The 20,497-nt window shown below is 64.6% G+C and carries 19 protein-coding genes; 9 read left to right on the forward strand and 10 right to left on the reverse strand.

Annotated elements, in window-relative coordinates; all coding sequences use genetic code 11:
• Positions 1-290 precede the first annotated feature (290 nt).
• The 3 genes from VC184_RS13530 (at position 291) to VC184_RS13540 (ending at position 4,104) form a co-directional block, all read left to right on the forward strand.
• Positions 291-1,853 carry a sugar transferase gene (locus VC184_RS13530; protein ID WP_323986582.1) on the forward strand — a complete coding sequence of 521 codons (1,563 nt, stop codon included), beginning with the start codon at positions 291-293 and terminating at the stop codon, positions 1,851-1,853.
• Positions 1,854-1,875: 22 nt separating this feature from the next.
• The gene (locus VC184_RS13535; RefSeq protein ID WP_323986583.1) at positions 1,876-2,826 is read left to right on the forward strand and encodes a hypothetical protein; all 951 of its coding nucleotides are present in this window, start codon (positions 1,876-1,878) and stop codon (positions 2,824-2,826) included.
• A gap of 111 nt (positions 2,827-2,937) precedes the next feature.
• Positions 2,938-4,104 (forward strand): lipopolysaccharide biosynthesis protein, encoded by a 1,167-nt coding sequence (locus tag VC184_RS13540; protein WP_323986584.1) that lies wholly within the window; start codon positions 2,938-2,940, stop codon positions 4,102-4,104.
• 298 nt (positions 4,105-4,402) lie between these two features.
• Here VC184_RS13540 and VC184_RS13545 read toward each other — a convergent pair whose 3' ends face one another.
• The 4 genes from VC184_RS13545 to VC184_RS13560 form a co-directional block, all read right to left on the reverse strand.
• Positions 4,403-5,035: a glycosyltransferase gene (locus tag VC184_RS13545; RefSeq protein ID WP_323986585.1), complete on the reverse strand. Its 633-nt coding sequence runs from the start codon at positions 5,033-5,035 to the stop codon at positions 4,403-4,405.
• 706 nt (positions 5,036-5,741) lie between these two features.
• On the reverse strand, positions 5,742-6,842 hold the full coding sequence (locus tag VC184_RS13550) for a glycosyltransferase (RefSeq protein WP_323986586.1): 1,101 nt from the start codon (positions 6,840-6,842) through the stop codon (positions 5,742-5,744).
• On the reverse strand, positions 6,835-7,962 hold the full coding sequence (locus VC184_RS13555) for a glycosyltransferase (RefSeq protein ID WP_323986587.1): 1,128 nt from the start codon (positions 7,960-7,962) through the stop codon (positions 6,835-6,837). Before VC184_RS13555 ends, VC184_RS13550 begins: the two co-directional genes overlap by 8 nt.
• Positions 7,959-8,519 carry an LbetaH domain-containing protein gene (locus VC184_RS13560; protein WP_407667117.1) on the reverse strand — a complete coding sequence of 187 codons (561 nt, stop codon included), beginning with the start codon at positions 8,517-8,519 and terminating at the stop codon, positions 7,959-7,961. The genes VC184_RS13555 and VC184_RS13560 overlap by 4 nt, the downstream gene beginning before the upstream one ends.
• A gap of 67 nt (positions 8,520-8,586) precedes the next feature.
• Here VC184_RS13560 and VC184_RS13565 point away from each other — a divergent pair, with 67 nt between their 5' ends.
• The 5 genes from VC184_RS13565 (at position 8,587) to VC184_RS13585 (ending at position 13,828) form a co-directional block, all read left to right on the forward strand.
• On the forward strand, positions 8,587-9,879 hold the full coding sequence (locus tag VC184_RS13565) for a glycosyltransferase (RefSeq protein WP_323986589.1): 1,293 nt from the start codon (positions 8,587-8,589) through the stop codon (positions 9,877-9,879).
• Entirely contained in the window at positions 9,876-10,904 is a 1,029-nt protein-coding gene (gene gmd / locus VC184_RS13570; protein WP_323986591.1) for a GDP-mannose 4,6-dehydratase, read from the forward strand. The genes VC184_RS13565 and gmd overlap by 4 nt, the downstream gene beginning before the upstream one ends.
• Positions 10,901-11,881 (forward strand): GDP-L-fucose synthase family protein, encoded by a 981-nt coding sequence (locus VC184_RS13575; RefSeq protein WP_323986592.1) that lies wholly within the window; start codon positions 10,901-10,903, stop codon positions 11,879-11,881. The genes gmd and VC184_RS13575 overlap by 4 nt, the downstream gene beginning before the upstream one ends.
• Positions 11,878-12,165: a Dabb family protein gene (locus tag VC184_RS13580; RefSeq protein ID WP_323986594.1), complete on the forward strand. Its 288-nt coding sequence runs from the start codon at positions 11,878-11,880 to the stop codon at positions 12,163-12,165. The genes VC184_RS13575 and VC184_RS13580 overlap by 4 nt, the downstream gene beginning before the upstream one ends.
• 883 nt (positions 12,166-13,048) lie before the next feature.
• Positions 13,049-13,828, forward strand: coding sequence for an SGNH/GDSL hydrolase family protein (locus VC184_RS13585; protein ID WP_323986595.1), 780 nt, complete (start codon positions 13,049-13,051; stop codon positions 13,826-13,828).
• Between the two features lie 184 nt (positions 13,829-14,012).
• Here VC184_RS13585 and VC184_RS13590 read toward each other — a convergent pair whose 3' ends face one another.
• Complete coding sequence (locus tag VC184_RS13590; protein WP_323986596.1) at positions 14,013-14,756, reverse strand: hypothetical protein; 744 nt, start codon at positions 14,754-14,756, stop codon at positions 14,013-14,015.
• 1,343 nt (positions 14,757-16,099) lie between these two features.
• Here VC184_RS13590 and VC184_RS13595 point away from each other — a divergent pair.
• On the forward strand, positions 16,100-17,176 hold the full coding sequence (locus VC184_RS13595; protein ID WP_323986597.1) for a hypothetical protein: 1,077 nt from the start codon (positions 16,100-16,102) through the stop codon (positions 17,174-17,176).
• Between the two features lie 345 nt (positions 17,177-17,521).
• On the opposite strand, the gene VC184_RS13600 is transcribed toward VC184_RS13595, so the two are convergent.
• The 5 genes from VC184_RS13600 to VC184_RS13620 form a co-directional block, all read right to left on the reverse strand.
• Complete coding sequence (locus VC184_RS13600) at positions 17,522-17,971, reverse strand: hypothetical protein (RefSeq protein WP_323986599.1); 450 nt, start codon at positions 17,969-17,971, stop codon at positions 17,522-17,524.
• 508 nt (positions 17,972-18,479) lie between these two features.
• Positions 18,480-18,692: a hypothetical protein gene (locus VC184_RS13605; RefSeq protein WP_323986600.1), complete on the reverse strand. Its 213-nt coding sequence runs from the start codon at positions 18,690-18,692 to the stop codon at positions 18,480-18,482.
• Between the two features lie 214 nt (positions 18,693-18,906).
• Complete coding sequence (locus tag VC184_RS13610) at positions 18,907-19,119, reverse strand: hypothetical protein (protein ID WP_323986601.1); 213 nt, start codon at positions 19,117-19,119, stop codon at positions 18,907-18,909.
• A gap of 19 nt (positions 19,120-19,138) precedes the next feature.
• Positions 19,139-19,321 carry a hypothetical protein gene (locus tag VC184_RS13615; protein WP_323986602.1) on the reverse strand — a complete coding sequence of 61 codons (183 nt, stop codon included), beginning with the start codon at positions 19,319-19,321 and terminating at the stop codon, positions 19,139-19,141.
• A 374-nt stretch (positions 19,322-19,695) separates the two neighbouring features.
• On the reverse strand, positions 19,696-20,460 hold the full coding sequence (locus tag VC184_RS13620; protein WP_323986603.1) for a hypothetical protein: 765 nt from the start codon (positions 20,458-20,460) through the stop codon (positions 19,696-19,698).
• Positions 20,461-20,497: the final 37 nt, after the last annotated feature.

Below are 20,497 nucleotides of genomic sequence, written 5' to 3' on the forward strand. Positions count from 1 at the left end.
GGCATTTCGTCATACGCCGCCACCCTCCGCCCTGCTCGCGATCCGTCGCGCGCGTGGCCCTAGTACGAATTACGAGTCGGCCCCGTAGCCGCACGAGAGGAACACCGGACCTGACCGGGTATTTTCGGGGCTTGTCCACCGGATGGCCGACATCGCTCCGAGGCGTGGCACCGGTACCATCGGCACGGGGGAAGGCCGTCGTTTTTGGCGATCCCGGTTCACACGCCCGACACATCGCAGGCGTACGATCTCCCCCTCAGCACCACATCACACAGCGCGAGGAGGATGTCATGCCGTATGACTTCTCCTCTGCCACGGCTCGTGGGGCTACGGGAACGCACGTCATCACGGCACCCTCGTCCGCCGCGGCCACACCCCCGCCTGCGCCGTCCTCCGCGACGGCATACCGCGGACCCCGTGACTGGCGCCGCCGCTACGCTTCACTGCTGCGGTTGACCGATCTGCTGGTGCTGATCTGGGTCGTCTACGGAACGCAGATCGCCTGGTTCGGCTTCGGCAACGCGCAGGTTTCGATCCGCGAAGACTCGCGCATCACCGACTTCTCGTACTGGCTCTTCTCTGCGGGGCTGATCGCCGTGTGGATGTGGACGCTTAGCCTCGCCGACACCCGCGACCACCGCATCATCGGCGCGGGCGCCGAGGAGTACGCACGCATCGCACGATCGAGCCTGTCGCTCTTCGGCGTCATCGCGATCCTCGCCTTCCTCGCGCGGGTCGATGTCGCTCGCGGATTCCTGCTCATCAGCCTGCCCGTCGGCGTCGGGATGCTGCTGTTCTCGCGCTGGCTCTGGCGGCAGTGGCTCGTCGCGAAACGCTCGGTCGGCGAGTACTCCGCGCGCGTGCTGCTGGTGGGGTCCGAGGCATCCGTGACCCATCTCGCGCGTGAGCTGAAGCGCATGCCGGGCTCGGGATACCGCGTCGTCGGAGCGTGCGTTCCGTCGGGACGCGTCGCCGGAACCGTCAAGGGAACGAAGATCCCGATCATGGGCAGTGTGGATGCCGTCGCCCAGGCCATGGCCGCAACGGGTGCCGACACTGTCGCCGTCACCAGCACCGACGAGCTGCCACCCGACAAGGTGAAGCAGATCTCGTGGGGACTCGAGGCCGGCCGCCAGCACCTCGTGCTCGCACCCAGCATCGTCGATGTCGCCGGCCCGCGCGTGCAGACGCGCCCGGTTGCCGGCGTGCCCCTCATGCACGTCGAGACGCCGAAGTTCAGTCGCGGGCAGCTCTTCCTCAAGCGCACCGTCGACGTCGTCGCCAGCACGATCGGTGTCATCTTCCTGAGCCCCGTTCTGCTGTTCCTGGCGCTCAGCGTTCGACTGTCGAGCCAGGGACCGATCTTCTTCCGGCAGACGCGCGTGGGACTGCGCGGGCGCGAGTTCACGATGCTGAAGTTCCGCACGATGGTCGTCAACGCGGAAGACATGCTCGAAGCGCTTGCCAAACAGCAACGCGACTCGGGCAACGAGGTCCTCTTCAAGATGAAGAACGATCCCCGGGTCACGTCCGTCGGTCGTGTGATGCGCAAGTTCAGCCTCGACGAGCTGCCCCAGCTCTTCAACGTCATCGGCGGATCGATGTCGCTCGTCGGCCCTCGCCCACCACTGCCCTCCGAGGTGGCGAAGTACGCCGACCACGTGCACCGCCGCTTCCTCGTCAAGCCCGGCATCACGGGCCTCTGGCAGGTCAGCGGACGATCGAGCCTGTCGTGGGAGGATTCGGTTCGCCTGGACCTGTCGTATGTTGAGAACTGGACTCTGATGGGTGATTTGCTGATCTTGGCCAGGACTGCCCAAGCAACGCTCGCCCCGGGCGAGAACGCCCATTGACAAGTTTTGAGGGCAGATTTTGTTGACCGTCGCAATCCCGTTCGCGCCGATGCCAGCGGAGCAGAACCCCAATGTGAAGCGATCCAGCTCGACCGACGTCTACTTCTGCGCCGCCTTTGTCGCGTTCGCTTCTTTCCGCCGCTGGAACCCCGAAACCGACCTCGTGCTGGTCACAAATAGCACACCATCGCCGAGATGGATTTCAGAATTCGCGAATATCGGAGTATCGGTCAGATTCGAGCCCTTCGATCACCTGCCGCCCACCGGTTTTTCGGATCGGTTTCTCGGTTCTCTATATCTTCTCGATGCTCTGCGACTCGACGCAGAGTACCTTCTGCTCGTCGACCCAGACGTCCTCTGCGTCGACACCGTCGCCCCCCTCCTCATGCATCACGACGCCGTTTCGGCCATATCAATACCTTCACCGCCAACAGTCGCGATCAACGGGCTACGCCCGCGGGATGCCCAGAGAATCTTGGGCCGCCTCGATGTGGACCAGTATGCCGCCATCAACACGCCACGCCACCTAGGAGGGGAACTATACGGAATACCTCGGTCGAGAATAGCTGAGGTGCGGAACCGTGTTGAGATCGCTTGGTCGGAAGCGCTACGCGCTTGGGCAGCCGGCGAGCCGCACTTTCGTACAGAGGAACACGTTATGACCTACGCCCTAGCAGGCGTTCCCGTTCACGAGGCGAGTGACCACGTGCGGCGCATCTGGACGGCCCACAGCCACCGCACAGTTTACGGAGACGAAGACACACTGAGCATCTGGCACCTACCCTCCGAGAAGGATCGCGGATTCAAACGGCTTTATAAGGCTGCTGCGAATCCCCAATCATGGTTTTGGCAAGGGGAGCGGCGAACGTTCGTTGATACTTCCGCCAGACTCCTCGGAGTGCGACGTCGCCACCCACTTCGCCTAATTTTGGACGCGGTCGCACACGCCCTGAGATCGTTGAGGTCGGCCTAACTCAGGGCGATCACAGACTGGCTCCGCACAGCCTAAATCAGTATTCAACTGCGCGCACCGCCACTCATAGGGGTCACGCGCACAAATCAAGGATTGGTTCGGAGCCACCGGATGAGAGCCCGCTTCGCCGTTTCGATAGGCGGCCGCATCGGATCTGCGCTGCTGCAGGCCGGCATTTTTGCACTCCTCGCACGCGCACTCGGTCTCGACGGATTTGGGGTATTCTCGCTAGCCCTCGCAATGTCTGGCTTTTCACTATCGCTACTCGATCTCGGAATGGGTAATCGCGTACTCCGAGGGCTCAGAGATAACCGCGAGAAGGGAGCACTAGCGACTTACTCGATTTTGCGAGCAGTCCTAGCTGCGGTCCTCCCGGTGACAGCAGCCATCGTCGCTGGTAGTCTTGAAGAACCGGTTTGGATCGCTGCTTGCGCCGCGGCGTACGCGATTGGCGAGTCGACCGGTGACGTCGCAGTAGGCATCCGTCAAGGGCGGAAGTCCAGCGTTACCGCGATGACAATCCTCCTGGTCCGGCGAGCCGCGACGATTGCGCCGCTCGTCTTATCAAACTCGGAACAAGCGGCGGCGACCGCAATGCTCATTGCCGCCGTCGTCGGCATCACATCCTACGCGGCAGTCGCTGCAGCGAACCTGGCAAGGCCGGTCTCGCTCAATCGCCTCATGCGCGAGAATCTATCGCTCATAGCGAGCGGTGGCGCGACCAACCTTTCGCAGCTTGACACTGCGATCGTTGCCTCGAGTCTCGGCACAGCCGGAGCTGGCTACTACGGAGCCGGGATGCGGCTCTTCAATCCCATTAACCTGGGCATCAATACCCTTCTTCAGGTGCTGATCCCTGAACTCGCAAGCGCGCCTTCTCAGAGCCAACGAAAACAGCACTTCCTACGTGCTCGCAAGCTTGTTCTGCTGGCGTCGATCGTCACAGTCGGAGCGTCGGCATTTGCGCCCGCGCTAGTTACATTCCTGTACGGACCGGAGTTTTCGGGCGCAGCGCCTATCGCGATCGCAGTCTTTGTTTCAGCTGCCATATCCGGACTTGCACAGCTACACATGAGTTGGTTCTATGCGATAGGCGTGCCGAGGATCGTACCTATTGGAATGTGGGCATCTGTCGCCCTAGGTTTGAGCTTGATCTGGTTGCTGAGTCAGAACGCCGGGATTTCCGGAGCGGCCATCGGATTTGTCGCAATGCACCTTTTGTTGGCAGTTTCGATTATCGCCCCTTGCGAGGTCGCTATTCGGAAAATTGATGGGTAGCACTGGTGGGTGATCCACTTCACCGCCGGGCCGGGCGCGAGCTCCCGAAACCCCGAGGGACGCCACCTCAGTGCGGGCACTCGAGAAGCATTCGTGTGCGATGCGAGCACGCGGACCCACACCTCTTCTCGGAACGAGAACCTCATGCGACTGACTGAGCATTCACGGTTGGCCGCCCGCCTGATCACTTACCTTTTGGCATCGAAGTCATCCGGCGCGTTAGCTCGGTGACTCGAAGGGCGGCGGAGTCCAGACAGGCCACGCGCTGTCAATAGCAATGAGACGCGCCTCCTGTTTGCTACCGTTGAAAGCCTAGGGCGTCCAAGAAGATGCTCGCGAACTTTTGTGGGGAGTTCCCGAGCATGGGATGGGGCGCTATCGGTCCGCGCCAAGCCGCGCGCGAGGCGACCAATGAATCGGCAATCGAGCGCACACCTACAGCACAGGAGAAGGTGCCAGGCATCGATTCGACGCTACGTTGCACGCCCGCCCGTTCGCTGACAACGACGTGCCGTCCGGCCGCCAACGCCTCGTTCACAACGAGACCCCATACCTCCTCGGTAGAAGGGAGCACAAGTGTATGGTGCGCTGACAGCACCGTCGGCAGCGCGTCGTATGACACTTCGCCCACGAATTGAATCGCGTCTGAAGTGGACAGGCTTTTGGCCAGCTCTTTAAGATGATTAAGGCGTTCACCCGCTCCGACGATGGTCAGCGTATCCTCCGCACGTGCACATATTGCGAAAGCCCGCAGCAGGCCATCTACGTTCTTTCGCTCGATGAGCTGACCTACATACAGGTATCGGTGACCCCCACCGGTTGGCGCAACCTGCGCCACCGCCGCGAAGCGATCCACGTCCACTGCGTTGAAGCCTTCATGAATTCTGCGCGCCTCCACGCCGAGCTCCAGCAAAGCATCGGCAGCCGCCACCCCGGGCACGACTACTGCGTCCAGGCCTCGGAAGAACTGACTACGCGCTCGCGCTACGGGGCCAGTTCTGTGTCGCTGCGACATTTGTGTCGACTCGTAGAAGCCGACACGGCGTCTGCCGCGGCGTTTGGCCGCAGCAGATAACTGCCAGCACGCGGGCGACTCCCAGGATCCCAGCACTACGGCGTCACACCGACGAATCAACCGCGCGCCGGATCCGAGTAGACCGTAGTACCGGCGCTCCCCTATGCCCGCGCGCACAGTCCGCAAGGCCGCGATGTCTAGGCCGCTCGACTGCGCGGAAGTGACGGTCCACTCGCTGGATCGCCTCGCGTCGGCCAGGACCCCCTCGTCCCGCTGAAGCAACCGGATGCTCAGATCCACGCTCTCCGAGATGGACTGCCAGACCGGTATTCGGTACGGCGCCGCATTGTTGGTAACCCAAAGAACTCGTGGCTCCCCAGCCGAAGATGACACCTAAACTCCCCCGCGGCTCGACATTGAGCCACGGTGCAAGGCCACGATCGCCGATTCGGGTTCGACGACCGAGGGAAGAAACCCACCGAGAAGCGGGAGGCCTCGCACCACATCATCGAGGTCGCTTCCGGAGCGTACCGCATAACGTCGACACAGTCGGTTTCACCAAGCTCTGGATGATGAACATGTAGTGACAGTTGCGTGAACCCTGCGGACTCGCTCGCGCGCGTCATCCGTCCAGCATCGAACGGACGCCGCGTCGAAAGTTCTCAACCATGTCGCCCAGCGCCGGTGGATCTGGCCAATCGGCAACACGGTGCGGCGATGCTCCCCGCATCGTCGCGGTCATAGCCTCAGCGAACGCTCCAGCGTCATCCGCAACGACCTGGGTGAGATCTCCGCCCCGCATGTACTCCAGCTCGGGAGCGTGCCATGGCCAGTCCGTGGTGATGAGCGGGGTACGAGACGCCAGGCAGTCGACCGCGAGCAATCCAACTCGGCCCGGGTTGACGACGGCTCGCGCTCCGCGCAAGACCGCGGCCTTCTCGGCAACTCCGCCGTATCCGAGCCGCGTCACCTGCCCACGAGCGACTGCCCGGTCTAGAAGCTCGGCCTGGTCGCCGCGGCCGAGCACCACGATGTGCACGTCGGCGCCGCGTCGGTGAGCGAGGTCCAGCGCTGCTGCGAGGAATCTGATTCGCTTGCTCTCGTCGAGACCACCGATGTACGCGAGATACGGCCCATCGGGAGCGCCGCGTGCACGCAGTGCAGCCTGCGCCTCCGCGACCGACAGCTGGTCCAGCGCGCTCAGCAACTCGTCTGAGTCGATGGTGTTCATCACCGTAGTGATATCCCGCGGGGCTACACCCGCGTTCCTGGCGAATTCCGCGCCCCCCGGGGTGTAGGCGAAGACGTGGTGTGCGCGTCGCAGCTGCCAGCGTTCGACCAGCCCGTCGACGGCGTTGAGAGGAGAGGTATAAGACGCGATGTGGCCCCACACGCCCACGCGGGCCTGCCCCCGGCGCGCCAGCGCTGACATCGCGTCAAGGGATGACCCCTGGTGCGGCACGATGACCGCATCGGATCCTCGCCAAAGCGAACGCGAGTAGGTGAGAGATAGATGCCTGCTGCCGATCTCGACTATTCGAGGCGCCACTCTCTCGAGCCAGCCAGCCGTGGCTGAATCTCCCCGTGCCTTCTGGCTCTTCGTCGGCTCTCCCGCGATGACTCGTAGGCGAACGTCGTCGTCTCGAAGTACCCGCTCCAAGCCATCGAAAAAGGCCACGCGGTAGCGAGGCACGTAAGGCTGCACGATCGACAGCTCACGCATGCCGCGCCGGTTCCTGAGCGAGCCCATACTCTCGCTCCAGCACTGCCGCTACAGCATCGATGTCGAGTTCCGTCTCCACGTACCGCCGCGCCCCGTCGCGCAGCTCTTTCGAGCGCGCTGGCGACCCGCACACCTCGTGCACGGCATTCGCCAGCGCTTGGACGGAACCGTCCGTCACCATCGCGGCGCCATATCGTTCACAATCGCGCGCAATACCTAACGACGAGGTGGTCACGACAGGAGTCCCTGCGATAAACGCTTCGAGGACGGACATCGGGAACACCTCGTTCACTGAGGGAAGCACGTACACCCGAGCGGACGCGAGAGCGTCGGCGGTCTCCGATGGCGGAAGCGGCCCCGACCACACGAGCCGGTCACCCATCCGCGCCGCGTCGATCGCGGCTGCGACTTTGCCGCCTTCGCCTTCGTCGGGTCCGATGATCCGAAACGTCGTAGTCGGCAGGCGATCCGCCAGCAGCCGGGCCATCTCGACGAACGCCAGGGGCCGCTTGCGCTCGTGGAGTCGAGCAAGAAACACAACCTCGTCACGTCGACCGTCATAGGGCGGCGGCGGCGTGGGCTCCACGCCGTTGACAAGGCGCGTCACGCGTGCGGCGGATGCGAGATCAGCGAGATCGGCATGCTCCCGCTCCGTCAGGACGAGCCAGGCCCGCGCACGCCGCAACGCTCTTCGCATTGCAACGGCATCGAGCAACTTGGCGAGGAGACGATCGGAGGCGTCCACCATCCCGTGGGGCTGCACGACGAAGGGGACCCCCGACTTCGCGGACAGCATCGCCGCGGGGAGGGTGACCAGGTCGCGCGCGAGATGGATGTGCGCGACGTCGGTGTCGCTGAGGTCACGACGCAACGCTCGCTGCATCCCCTCCGGCCACAGCGTGGCAAACCCTCCAAAAGGCGCGAGCCGTCGAACGGGAAAGGTACGCAATCGGTAGCCGTCCTGTACGACATTGTTCGCCTCGTCACGAGGAGTGCCGGCGTAGACCGTGACCTCGTGCCCACGACGAGCCAAGGCCTTAGCTTGGGCGAGAGCGACCCGCGTCGGCCCGCCGAATGCGCCGTCCGACGACGAATAGGTGACGACGTGCGCGATTTTCACTCGGGCACGGCCGTCTTCGAGAAGCGCGGAGCGACGTACGCCAGCGGATTGCCGCCCCACACCTCGGCATCCGGAACGAGGCGTCCGTCGACCAAGCTCAACGGGCGCACGAGAGCGCTCCGTCCTACGCGGCTCCCCCCCAGCACGACGCACCGGGATGTGATCCATGCCCCGTCTCCGATGTGGACCGGGCGCGTGATCAGCCCCATGTCGCGTCGGTGGGCATGGCTACCCGTAGTGACGAAGGTGTCCTGCGAGATGACGGCATCATGACCGACGTACACATGATCCTGGTTGTGGAACCAGACGCCTTCTCCAATCCATGAGCGGTCGCCAATATGGAGCTTCCACGGAAACTTGACCCGCGTCCGCGGACGGAAGACGACTCCGCGACCGATCTCGGCGCCGAACGCTCGAAGTGCGCGGATGCGTAAGCCAGAGCTGATCTGCCAGGGATTGGTGACGAGCAGGAGTTCGACCACTGCCCACAGGTAGACCTGCCAAGTGGGACGGTCCCAGGCCGCACGCTCGCCAGGCGCCTGGGAGAGGTCGATCACCGGGATGTCATCCAATGTGCGCCCTCCGTAACGACTGCGAAACGATGCCCGCTATATGGTCGAGGGTATGCCGAATGATGCCCCCGCTGTCACTGTAGTCGGCATCAACTACCCCCCGGAGCCCACAGGCATCGCCCCGTACACCGGAGCGATGACTCGGGGCCTCGCCGCCCGCGGAAACCGCGTGCGAGCGGTAACGGCTCACCCTCATTATCCGGACTGGAAGGTCGCGCCAGGTTACGGCCAGTGGTCGCGCCGTGAAAATCTCGCGTCGGTCGCGGTGCACCGAGTCCGGCACTACGTGCCGCGCCCTCCAACGGGTCTGAGGAGGCTGCTCTCGGAGATCACCTTCGGTATCCGGGCCGTTACGACTCGTTGGGGCAGACCGGATGTTCTGGTGTTCGTTTCACCGGCACTCTTCGCCTCGTGCGCCGGGATGCTCCGCGCGAGAGTTGCCCACAGGAATACGCCAACGGTGGTGTGGGTCCAGGATCTGTACAGCCTTGGGCTCACCGAGACAGGGCAGGGAGCGGGCCTCACCGCGCGAATCATGCGGCTGGTCGAGGGTCTCGTTCTGAGGCGAGCTGACAAAGTGGTCGTGATCCACGACCGCTTTGCTCGCCGCGTCGCCGTCGACTTCGGGCTCGATCCCGACCACATCGCTGTCGTCCGGAACTGGACGCACCTTCCCCCCGCGGCCGCGGTGGACCGGCCAGCGGCGCGCAAGAACCTCGGGTGGGGTGACGAGACCGTCGTACTGCACGCCGGCAACATGGGGGTCAAGCAGGGGCTAGAGAACGTCGTCGAAGCCGCTCGTCTTTCGGCTGATACTGAGGCCGGCGTACGTTTCGTCCTTCTCGGGAACGGCGGCGAGCGCGCCGCGCTCGAGTCATCGGCCGAGGGCGTGACTCAACTCGATTTCCTCGACCCTTTGCCAGACGCTCAGTTCGCCACAGCTCTGACCGCCGCCGATGTTCTCCTTGTGAACGAGAAGCCCGGGGTCTCCGAGATGGCTGTGCCGAGCAAGCTCACCTCATACTTCTCGACAGGCCGCCCCGTACTGGCCGCTACTGACGAGAACGGCATCACGGCCGAAGAGATTCGCGCCGCTGAGGCGGGAGTGGTTGTCCCGGCGGGCTCTCCGTCAGCGCTCCTCGAAGCGGCCGTTTCTCTCGGTCGTGATACCGCGCGCGCCGACGCGCTGGGTGCGAACGGTCGACGATACAGAGAGACCGTGCTCGACGAATCATTCGCGATCGATCGGTTCGCTAACCTACTGGTGCAGCTCATCCGTAGGGGACATGAGCAGCACGAGGCACCCTCCACTGGCGACAGCCCCCTGAACGGATCTTCATCTTGACTAAGCGCGCACTCATCACCGGCATCACCGGCCAGGACGGCTCCTACCTCGCGGAGCTGCTGCTGTCGAAGGGATACGAGGTGCACGGGCTGATCCGCCGTGCGTCCACCTTCAACACGCACCGCATCGACCACCTCTACGTCGACCCGCACGATCCGAACGCCAAGCTCTTCCTCCACTACGGCGACCTCTCCGACGGCGCGCGCATGGTCACGCTGATGTCCGAGATCAACCCCGATGAGGTCTATAACCTGGCCGCGCAGTCGCACGTGCGTGTCTCGTTCGACGAGCCCGAGCACACGGCCGACACCACCGGTACCGGAACGATCCGGCTGCTTGAGGCGGTCCGCCTCTCGGGCATCACGACCCGCTTCTACCAGGCGTCGACCTCAGAGCTTTACGGCGCCACTCCCCCGCCGCAGAACGAGGAGACTCCGTTCTACCCGCGCTCGCCCTACGGCGTCGCGAAGCTTTACTCGTACTGGATCACGAAGAACTACCGCGAGGCGTACGACATGTTCGCGGTCAACGGCGTCCTCTTCAACCACGAGTCGCCACGCCGCGGCGAGACCTTCGTCACCCGCAAGATCACCCGTGCCGTCGCTCGCATCAAGGCAGGTGTTCAGAAGGACATCTACCTCGGCAACCTCGACTCCATCCGCGACTGGGGCTACGCCGCCGAGTACGTCGAAGGCATGTGGCGGATGCTGCAGGTCGACGAGCCGGAGGACTTCGTTCTCGCCACGGGTGTCGGCTACACGATCCGCGACTTCCTGGAGACAGCCTTCGGACACGTCGGGCTCGACTGGCAGGAGTTCGTGAAGTTCGACGAGCGCTACCTGCGCCCCACCGAAGTCGACGCACTCATCGGCGAGCCCGCCAAGGCTGCGGACAAGCTCGGCTGGGTTCCCACCATTGATGGGAAGGAACTGGCGAAGCTCATGGTTGATGCTGACGTGGAAGCACTCGAACAGGGCCCCGATTGGATCGACACCGTGAAGCTCGCCTCGTGGGGTCACAAGTGACCGCCAGCGACGGCCTGACCTACACGCCGGGCGAGCTCGACCGCGACGCGACGTTCTATGTCGCAGGTCACCGCGGGCTCGTCGGTTCCGCCATCGTGCGCCGGCTCGAGAAGGCCGGGTTCACCAACGTCGTCGGAAGGACGTCGAAGGAGCTCGACCTCAAGAACCGCGATGATGTCTTCGCGTATCTCGGCGAGATCAAGCCGAAGTACGTCGTGCTGGCGGCGGCCAAGGTCGGCGGCATCATGGCGAACAGCACGTACCCGGTCGACTTCCTCAGCGACAACATGCGCATCCAGACCAACGTGCTCGATGCCGCGCTCGCGAACGACGTCGAGCGTGTCGCCTTCCTCGGCTCGTCGTGCATCTACCCGAAGTTCGCCGAGCAGCCCATCCGCGAGGACTCGCTGCTGACGGGCCATCTGGAGCCGACGAACGATGCCTACGCGATCGCGAAGATTGCCGGCATCCTTCACACCCAGGCGGTTCGGCGGCAGTACGGGCTCCCCTGGATCTCGGCCATGCCGACGAACCTCTACGGGCCGAACGACAACTTCTCGCCGCAGGGATCTCACGTCCTGCCCGCGCTCATCCGTCGTTACGACGAGGCGGCACGTTCGGGTGCCAGCTCAGTGACGAACTGGGGCACCGGAACCCCGCGTCGCGAGTTCCTGCACTCTGATGACATGGCGGATGCCGTGCTCCACCTGCTCGAGCACTATGACGGCCCCGAGCAGGTCAATGTCGGCACCGGGTCTGACGTCACCATTCGCGAAATCGCCGAGACGATCGCCGACGTCACCGGCTTCCAGGGCGAGACCGAGTGGGACACCTCGAAGCCCGACGGCACGCCGCAGAAGCTGCTCGACGTATCGAAGCTCGCCGAGGCCGGCTGGACCGCTCAGATCTCGCTGCAAGAGGGCTTGGAGCGCACCGTGGCCTGGTACCACGAGAACGTGGAGCGCATTCGCGAGTGAGCACGTTCCGCCACATCGTGCTGTTCCGCATCCACGATGAGGTCTCGGACCAACGAGTGACCGAAGCGATCGATGCGCTTCGGTCACTCGCCGTTCTGCCCGGCATCCAGTCGTGGGCGGTCGAGCTTTCTCTGGACCGACGTAAAGGCCGCGTCATCGTGGAGGATGGGGTCTTCAGTGATCAGGCCGCGTTCGAGGCGTTCCACGCTGCGCCGCTGCACAGATCGACGGCCCAGGCGATGGCTGAGATCTCGGATTGGTGGGTCGGCGACTATCTAGCCTGACCGGGACCCCTTCCCCGCCCGGGCAGCCGCAGTCACCGCCACTGTGGCAGGCGCACCAGCCGGGTGGAAAGTACTACTCTTTGCCCCCCGCTGATCTGGGTCATCCCGCGAGTCGCACGCCGAAGACGCGACGCGCAGGTTGTCAACCGTTCTTGATCTGGCCCGTGTTGGCTCGCTCTTCCTTGCCGGTCCAAGCCGGGTCCGCAGCCTTGAACTCGGAGACCCTTTCTCGATCGGGGCGCTGCAAGGCACGTCACTCCGAGCAAAGTGGCTACCCAGAACACCAGGAGCCTGCAACAGAGGACGACGATCACGACGCGCCGCCGTCACGCGCGGCGGACCAGACGTTGATGGCGAGCAGGCCGCCGACCGCACAGATCTGAACGCCCCCGCAACCACAGCCGTGAACCCGCCCATGTGTAGGCCCGCCAGCAATCCAGCCGCGAGCGTAGCGGACGACGGTGTCGGCGTACGACGGCATCTTCGTCGCCGGCGTGGTGACAAACCGGACATGGGTCGAAGCCGGCACCTGCTCGACGTCCTGCGGCGCGTGATCTGCACACGCAACCAATACCCGCGATCCCGCCGTGCCATAGCGAGTTCACCCCTGCTGCGGGTGGCCGCGACGACGCCCTCGCGCTCACTCCGGGAATCTGGGGGAACTACTCTCGCACTGTCGAGCCGCGCCTGACCGCGTCGTGGAGCGCCCAGGCGCTGACCTGTGGTCGCGGAATTACGGTGGCAGCAGGGCATCCCCAGGCCCGGAGACCGGTAGCACTTTCGTGACCCCTAGCACGCACGAGATTGCTCGGCTAAGTGCGTGAGCTAGCCGTGGAACGCATCGACGTGAGGTGCAGGGTGAGCGCTCCCGTAGAATCCGCGCATGGGGAAACGACGCGGCCGCGGTAGCTACGACCAGCCCGGAGGCATCTGGCGTCAGGAGTTCGGCGGGATGCCGTTGTGGGGCATCGTCGGTGGACTCGCGCTCGTCCTCGTCATGGCGGCTGGGGCGCTCGCCCTCCGCCCCGCGACCGTCGCCGCCGACCCGAACCGTCAGCCGCGCCCCATCCCGACGTTCAACTTCGGTACACCCGCGGAAGCTCTGCCGCTTGCGGTGTTCGTCGGCGACTCGTACACGGCAGGTTCCAGGGAAGACTCAGGCGACCCGGCCCGATACCCGGCACTGCTAGCTGAGCGCCTGCCGATCCGCTCCGCGGTGTCCGCGTTCGGTGGCAACGGGTACACGCTGGCTGACGAACACAACTTCACCAAGCTCGTCGCCGCCGTGCCCGCCGATGCGCGCGCCGTAGTGATTTTCGGGAGCCTGAACGACCAAGACGGCTACGACGTTACGGCTGAGGGCGTCCGGAGCGCATTCGCCGCACTTCGTGAGCGCGCCCCGGGCGCGACCGTCATCGTGGTCGGGCCGCCCAGCCCCGAACTGGCGCGCGGCGCGAGTGTGCCGTCAACGCTGATCGCAGCTCGCGATGCGGTCCGGGACGTCGCCGCCGAGAACGGATTCCAGTTTGTCGACGCGGTCGAATGGTTCGCGGACCGGCCCGACCTGATCGGCGCGGACGGGATCCACCCGAATGATACGGGTCACCAGTTCCTCGCCGACCAGATCGGTGGCCTCATCGCTCCGACACTCGCTCTGCCCTAGAAACTGATCCCCCACTTACTCGCGAGGTAGGTGATCATCCGGCCGATGTCGCTGTCGCTCATCGCGCCGCTGTAAAGCAGTCGCAGCGACGTCAAGCCTGCGGTCGCGAGGGACGCCGCGCCGACGACCAGCGGGCCCCCCGATTTGCTCTGGTTGTGCCAGTAGTAGGAGTCACCGTTGCCGTTTAAGCGAGCCGCCCCCAAGTGGAGACTGGCCGAACGCCCGTGGCCGGGCGAGGCAGCGAGCGCGTTGGCCCGCACACCGATGATGTGGAGGCCAGCGTTTCCACCGCCAGCCGACGGCCCGAACAAAGCAACCGAACCTGACGCTGAGCCGACGCGGAACCGCGAGTGAGGTCGTTGCTCCCGGGGACCTCTGCGCCCTCCCGATGCACGAAAAACAGCGTGACAGGCTGCGGGTACTCGACTCCCCAAAGCGCCGTCTCGAGGAAGTCGTCGGTGTCGAAGCGGACGGTCGGCTTCCCTCCCGCGTCGGACTGGGCAAGGGTGGGCTGGCTCGCCGCAACACCTTGCACTAGAGGCACGTTCCCGTCGCCGCGCCGCGCGGGCCACGATGTGACGGCCGCGCCATTCGCGAGCGTCAGAAGGCACGACGCGTCGTAGTCGGCGATGAGCCTCGCGTCGATGGTGTCGAGCAGTGGCCGCACAGGCTGCGCGATGGGGTTACCCTCCCAGCGATTCCAGGACCGGCCAATGCGCTGGAGATGGGTCACGATCCGAGCTGCGATCATGCGAGCGTAGAACCGTGAGCCCAGTCGGGACGGGTGCAGGTTCGTCGGGCCGACGAAGAAGCCCGCATTGCCGTCGCCAGTCGGCGCGTCGGACTTCCCGGTCCCGGAGGACCACCGCTCCGTCGTGGGGTCGATGAACAGCAGCACGTTCGATGCGGACGCCGCTGCGGCCTTCACAGCTGCGACGTTGGCGAGGTGGGGAGCATGAGTCGCGTACCCGCCACTGACCGGCTGCGGCCCAACGACGATGAGCTTCGTGTCCGGCAGATTGGTCGCGTACCACCCATAAAGGACGGACGCGGCAGCCTGAATGCCCGACGGTGTCTGGTCGTTGTAGTTAATGGAGCCGCTGATGAGCGCGTATTAGGGCGCGAAGGCGAGAAGGGCAGCGAGGCGGGACTCGGAGCCGAAGGGGTTGGCAGTCTTCTTGTACCCGATGCCTCCGATACCGCCGTACATCACCTCCCAACCCAGCATTGCCGCGAGAACGTCTCTGGGGCGAGGGGCCACCCGCCATCGTCGGACCCTCCGGGCCAGGAGTCTCCGTGGGCGAAGAGGCGGATGGCCTCGGCCTTGAGCGCGGCAACGATGCTCTTCCCCGCCGGCACGGAAACTCCGCCGAAGGCGGCCTGGGCACCGCAGATGCGGATCACTCGGTTCCGCTCACCTGAGAACGTCAGGCGGAGGAAGGACTTCGATCCCGCAGACACCGATGATGCCGCCGGCACGAACGGTTCGCATCCGACAGGACGTCCGTCCATGAACACCCAGCTGTGCGGAACGGGATCACGATGTCGGCGGCATCGGTGACGAACTGCCGGGCCCATGTCTCCGCGCCGGACCCGCTCTGGCCGGCGGACTGATTCTGAAGGTAGGAGGCCCCGAACTGGACACAGCGACATCGAAGGTCCCGAGCGACGTGACCCGCGACGTCGAGAAGGGGTAATCGACACCGGACACCGGTGAAGCCCACCGGGTCCAGTGACCGCCAGGGTAGGGACATCCGCGGTCGGGGTGACGATTGCCTGCCCCATGAGGTCATCGAGGACGGAGGCGACCTCAGCGGGGATGGTGGCGGTTGCATCAATGGTGTCTACTTCGACCCGTGGGCTCTCATATACTAAGGGGGCGGTCTGACTCTTCTCGTTTGGGGCCTTGCTCGCTCGACCCGCAAGGAGTGATGTGTCTTCTGACACGGGCACGGCATCCTCGCCGCTCACACGCCTCGCGCTCGGCGCGTTCGCTGCCGCCGGTGTCGCATTGGCACTCATCATCACCGGCGCTACCACAGACACCGTCTTCCATGTCGGCGCACTAGTGCTGCCGTTCACCGCATGGGCTGTTGCGCGGTCGAACTCAACCCGTTGTACATCTCCCCTGTCGCAATCTGCGGCTTGCTTTTCGCTGTCGTCGGAGCAGTCGGATACTTGTTGCGCGACGCGCTATACGGACAGGGCGGGGCCTCGATAATCATTCGCCTCGACGAGGTGACAGCGGCTCGAACCCTCGGTCTCATATCCGTGAGCGCCGCGGTGGTCATCATGACCGGGGTGGCCACAGCGACCGCGTTGAACCGTCGCGACCCGGTCGCACGTCCAGCCAAGCTCTCGTGGACCGCCCCCAGGGCCCACCCTGTGGTCCTAGCGTTGACGGCTTTGCCCCTCGTGTATTCCGTGGCGACGGTGGGCATCGAGCCGTTCGTGCGCCGAGCCAGCTATCTCTTCGGCGAGCAAGGGTCATTCGCATCGTCAGTAGTCACCCAGCTCACAACGCTCGTGATCGTCGTGCTCGGGTACATCGTGGCTCGCGCGTCCGGAGGCACCCGGTTCGTCGCCATCCTGATCTTGCTGGGATACGTCTTGATGATCGGTTCATACGGATCCCGACGTTTCGCGCTGATCCCCGTCCTATTCGCGCTCGGCGTGTTCCTCGCCGGGAACACAAGATGGGCACGTTGGGGGCTATTGCTCGGCGCCGTCGTGACTTTCCTGCTGCTTCCACTCCCACTCGACTTCAGGTCAAGCCCGACGCACGGAATCGCACCCTACACTTCGATATTGATGAGCCACGATTGGTTCCGCGCCGATTATCTGAGTGCGCTGAACAACATCTTCATCAGCTTTCCCATCATCGGCCAGTCGGCATACGGCGGCGCACCGGTCGGTTGGGGCGACATCGCCGTATCCCTCAACCCAATTCCCGGCGATGCGGCAGGTTTCTACGACATCTCACAGCGGTTGCGACTCAACGCGTACACGCCGATGGCTGGTATCGGTGAGCTTGGCAATGTGGGATGGGACGCAGTTGTCATCATTCTGGGCGGCGTGGGCGTTTTGCTTGGGTACTTCGAGAACATCATTCGCCGGGGCGTCGTCGACGGACGCCTCCTCTACGCAGGTCTCATCATGGGCTTTGTCGTTCTGTTCGCGCTTCAGATGACCCAGTACAACCTGCGGCTTGCCAGCCGGCTACTCGTGTACTTGATGGTTGTGGAGCTAGTTCGTCGCGGACTCGCCCTGCTCGCCCGCTCGCAGCGCACTGGGCTGCGAAACGGGCGAGCAGGGCGAGGACTCACCAGTACCCCTCGAGCAGGATGAGTGCCGACCGGATCCCTTGGGTAGCCCCCGTAGGCGCCACCTTGACAGTCGCCTTCTCGCGCGAGGCGCAAAGGAACGGCACCGCGGGTTCCTGCGTCCGATTGAAGCCCGCGCATAGCGCCGTTGCAACGGCGACCTGGGCGATCTGTGTCGGAGTCGACTCAGTTGTGGACAGGGTCCACCTGCCCCCGTCTGCCTCTGTCACGACACCAGCTGGCCCGAGCGCCGTGAGCCCGGTGATGATCGCTCTCAGTGGTAGCGCGGCGTAGATCGCGGACGATGCCGGCCTACGCGCGCCTTCCTTGAGGACGATGGAGCACTTTTCTCGCTTACACAATGTCCCCGTCACCGACGGCTGCGTCCTAAACCGACGAACCGGCCGCGTTGCAGGCGTCCTGCGTGGTGCCACGGCAGTTCTCCAAGCGAACCATCGGACGCACCACGAGGCCGCCTGCCGCCGCCCCGTCCCGTCCCGTCCCAGGTGACAACTTCCGACGGGGTAAACCGCTGACGCCACACGGTGTTCGAGAAAACGATGAAGTGCTGGGCCTGCCAGGCGTTGACGGCGTACTTCACCTTGATGCCGCCGGGTAGGTGTGAGTCATGGAAGTGGTACATCACACCGGGAACGTTCTCGAGGCTGATGGAGATGTTGTCCGCGTATGTGAACCCGTTGACCCGGGACGACGAGTCGCGCTCGATCGAGACGTTTCCGTCGGCCCACTCAGAGAAGAGGAGGCCCGCGAACGCAGGTTTAGCCTCGAAACACATTCCGTTGGCGGTGAAGCCCTGCACGCCGAACGAGTGGGCGTGCCACGCAAGTTGAAGATGCACCCCGGCGCAGTGAGCTCAGTCCCCCAGTCGGAGACGTGGACATCGGAGAGATGGAAGTATCCGCCCTTGGCGGCGTCGATGATCGGCGCGGAGGTTGACCAGTGCTCGAACCCGTAGACCCAGTATTTGAGAAACTGGTCGCTGGCGTTCGTCGTTCCGATGTAGAGGAACGACCCGTGCTTCTGCGTTTTGGAGGTCGCGCCCCCGATGAACCGGAACTCAGAGTTGTTGTTTTTCTCCTGAAGATCGATGCCGTACTTCCGCCCCCGCCACGCGACGACTATGCACGTGCAGCCCTGCGCGGAATGAGTGGTGTATGACCGCATGAAGGTCGAGTCAGCCTGCTTAGCGACGGATCGGATGCCTTCGAACCGGAGTCCCAGCCAGTCGTCGTTGAAACACAGGGCTTGCCTCGGCACGCCGGGGTCAAGAATGGTGTTTATGAGCGTCCAGCCAGCACCCTCGATCTTCAGCTCGACCGTCTTCCCTGCGGGAGCTTCGATGCGAGCAGCCCGTTCAGCTGCTTGATCGTGAAATTACCGGCCGGGAGCTCGATCACGTAGGTCCCCGCACCATCGCTCATGCTGGACGGCGTGCCGGAGCGACGAGCGTTCTTTGCCTCCTCCAGCATCGTCGCGGACACTTCGGTGCTGTCAGACGCGTCGCCGACTGCGCCGTACATCCTCACGTTATTCGTCGATCGCCCCTCACCTATCGTGTCCGATAGTTCATCTCATGCGGGCGGCCCGTCGACACAAAGGCATCCCCGGTCGCCTCATACACGGTCGCCGTCGAGGAACTGCCCCGCAACCCTGAGCTCCGACCAGTAGCTCTCGACCCTCCCGAACGACGCCTCGTCAGCCGTAACGAAGGCGTTCAGGTTGCGCGTCCTTTCCTCACGCCTCGGTGTATTTGTGGACCGACCGATCTTTCCTGCCCGATGTGCAGACATTCGAGGTCAGCGTGGTCAGCACCGCCCCGTCCGCCGTGCGTGACAACACCTCTTCGCCAGGCTCCGCGGCATCCGCGCGCTTTGCATCCGCGCGGGAGAGGGCTACGCCGCCGCGTAGATTCATCGAGCCCGTGGCGCTGGCTGAGAAGCGCTGCACCCAGCAATCTGCGGTCGCCTCAGTGCAGGTCGCGTACCCGGAGGAGCGAGAGCTTTCGGTGCGTGAGCCCTGAGCGGACTCGAACCATGCTGCATCCGCCCCGCACGAGCTCATCGCGGATGTCAGCGGTCAGGACGAAGGGCTGCACCTGGCGCCAGCCATAGGCTGCGTCGTAGATGTGAGTCACTCGATACTTGCGCATGGTTACTCCCCTTCCGCGGACCGCCCCTGATCGATGCACGTCGGCACCCCGCTCCCGACACGACGCGACGATACGCCGCTTACGCCGCGGGCACAGGAGGCCTGAGCAAACCCAGGGCTACCACCCGTATCGACTACCGGTCGGGTTGCGCCGGCGCTGAGGTTCCGCCACAACCGAGCCGCCCGCGGCATCCGTCTTGCGCGTAGCGTGGCGCGCACCCGACGACCGCGAGGAGCCTCCGTGGACACCACCGTTTTCCCCACCGCCGCATTGCTCGCCGTCGCCGCGATCGCGACGGCCGCCGCCTACGGCCAACGCCGCAGTCACCGCAGTCGCTGACCGAACGCGCACGTGGCTCTCACCCGGTGACGGCTCTATCCGCCCGGGCAGTCGCAGTCGCTTCCGCTGTAACAGGCGCACCAGCCGGGCGGGAAGTCCGACTCCGCGTCATCCTCGTCCTTCCCGCTGATCTCGCCCGTCCACGAAACGGAGTGGTAGCCCCGGCTCGTGCGGAGCACGACGACGAAGGGTATTCCGGCGCCGGTCACCGCTTCGAGCTCGAAAGCGTCGTATTCGATCACGAGTGCGGATGAGAGCGCGGGGGCAGGGGCCCGCACCGCAGCGGGCGTCCGAAAAGCGATGCCCACCGACTGGTTGTCGCACATCGCAGACGCCGAGGGAAGGTCGTCGACGGTGTAGGGGTCACCGTTCTCATACATCCCCGCGACTCCCCAGTCAGCCCAGTAGCGTTCGACCATCCCGTATGACGATTCGTCGACCGTGCATCCGGCGTCGGTCAGATGAGCCCGATATCCGGCGATCACCTCCCCCGGGTCGCCGCTCGCAGCCGCAACGAGCCATCGAGAGGAACGCGAGCAGGTCCACGCGCTGAGATCCTGGACCCACCAGTTCCTCCGCCCCGGCGAGCAGACATCCGTGGTCTCCGTGGTCAGCACGACCCCGCCCGCCGCGCGCGAAAGCGCTGCTTCGGCCGCCGCCGCCGCATCCGCACGCTGCGCCACCGTGTACGGGTCGTACTCCTGCGGGTCGACGCGCCCCTGCGAACACGCGCTCACCGCGAGCACGAGGGCGACGCACCCGACGGTCGCGACGAACAGGCGGCGCGGCCTTCGCGCCACGCTCCGTCGCATCACGTTCAATCGGTCACCGCCCGGC

It is taken from the genome of Microbacterium plantarum (assembly GCF_035231185.1).
GTDB lineage: Bacteria > Actinomycetota > Actinomycetes > Actinomycetales > Microbacteriaceae > Microbacterium > Microbacterium plantarum.

Bases quoted from the DNA above. Each gene is read 5' to 3' on its own strand.
- VC184_RS13550 (WP_323986586.1), bottom strand. From the start codon at position 6,842: ATGCGTGAGCTGTCGATCGTGCAGCCTTACGTGCCTCGCTACCGCGTG.
- VC184_RS13605 (WP_323986600.1), bottom strand. From the start codon at position 18,692: ATGTACGGCGCAGTCGGCGACGCGTCTGACAGCACCGAAGTGTCCGCG.
- VC184_RS13585 (WP_323986595.1), top strand. From the start codon at position 13,049: ATGGGGAAACGACGCGGCCGCGGTAGCTACGACCAGCCCGGAGGCATC.
- VC184_RS13565 (WP_323986589.1), top strand. From the start codon at position 8,587: ATGCCGAATGATGCCCCCGCTGTCACTGTAGTCGGCATCAACTACCCC.
- VC184_RS13540 (WP_323986584.1), top strand. From the start codon at position 2,938: ATGAGAGCCCGCTTCGCCGTTTCGATAGGCGGCCGCATCGGATCTGCG.
- VC184_RS13615 (WP_323986602.1), bottom strand. From the start codon at position 19,321: ATGCGCAAGTATCGAGTGACTCACATCTACGACGCAGCCTATGGCTGG.
- VC184_RS13530 (WP_323986582.1), top strand. From the start codon at position 291: ATGCCGTATGACTTCTCCTCTGCCACGGCTCGTGGGGCTACGGGAACG.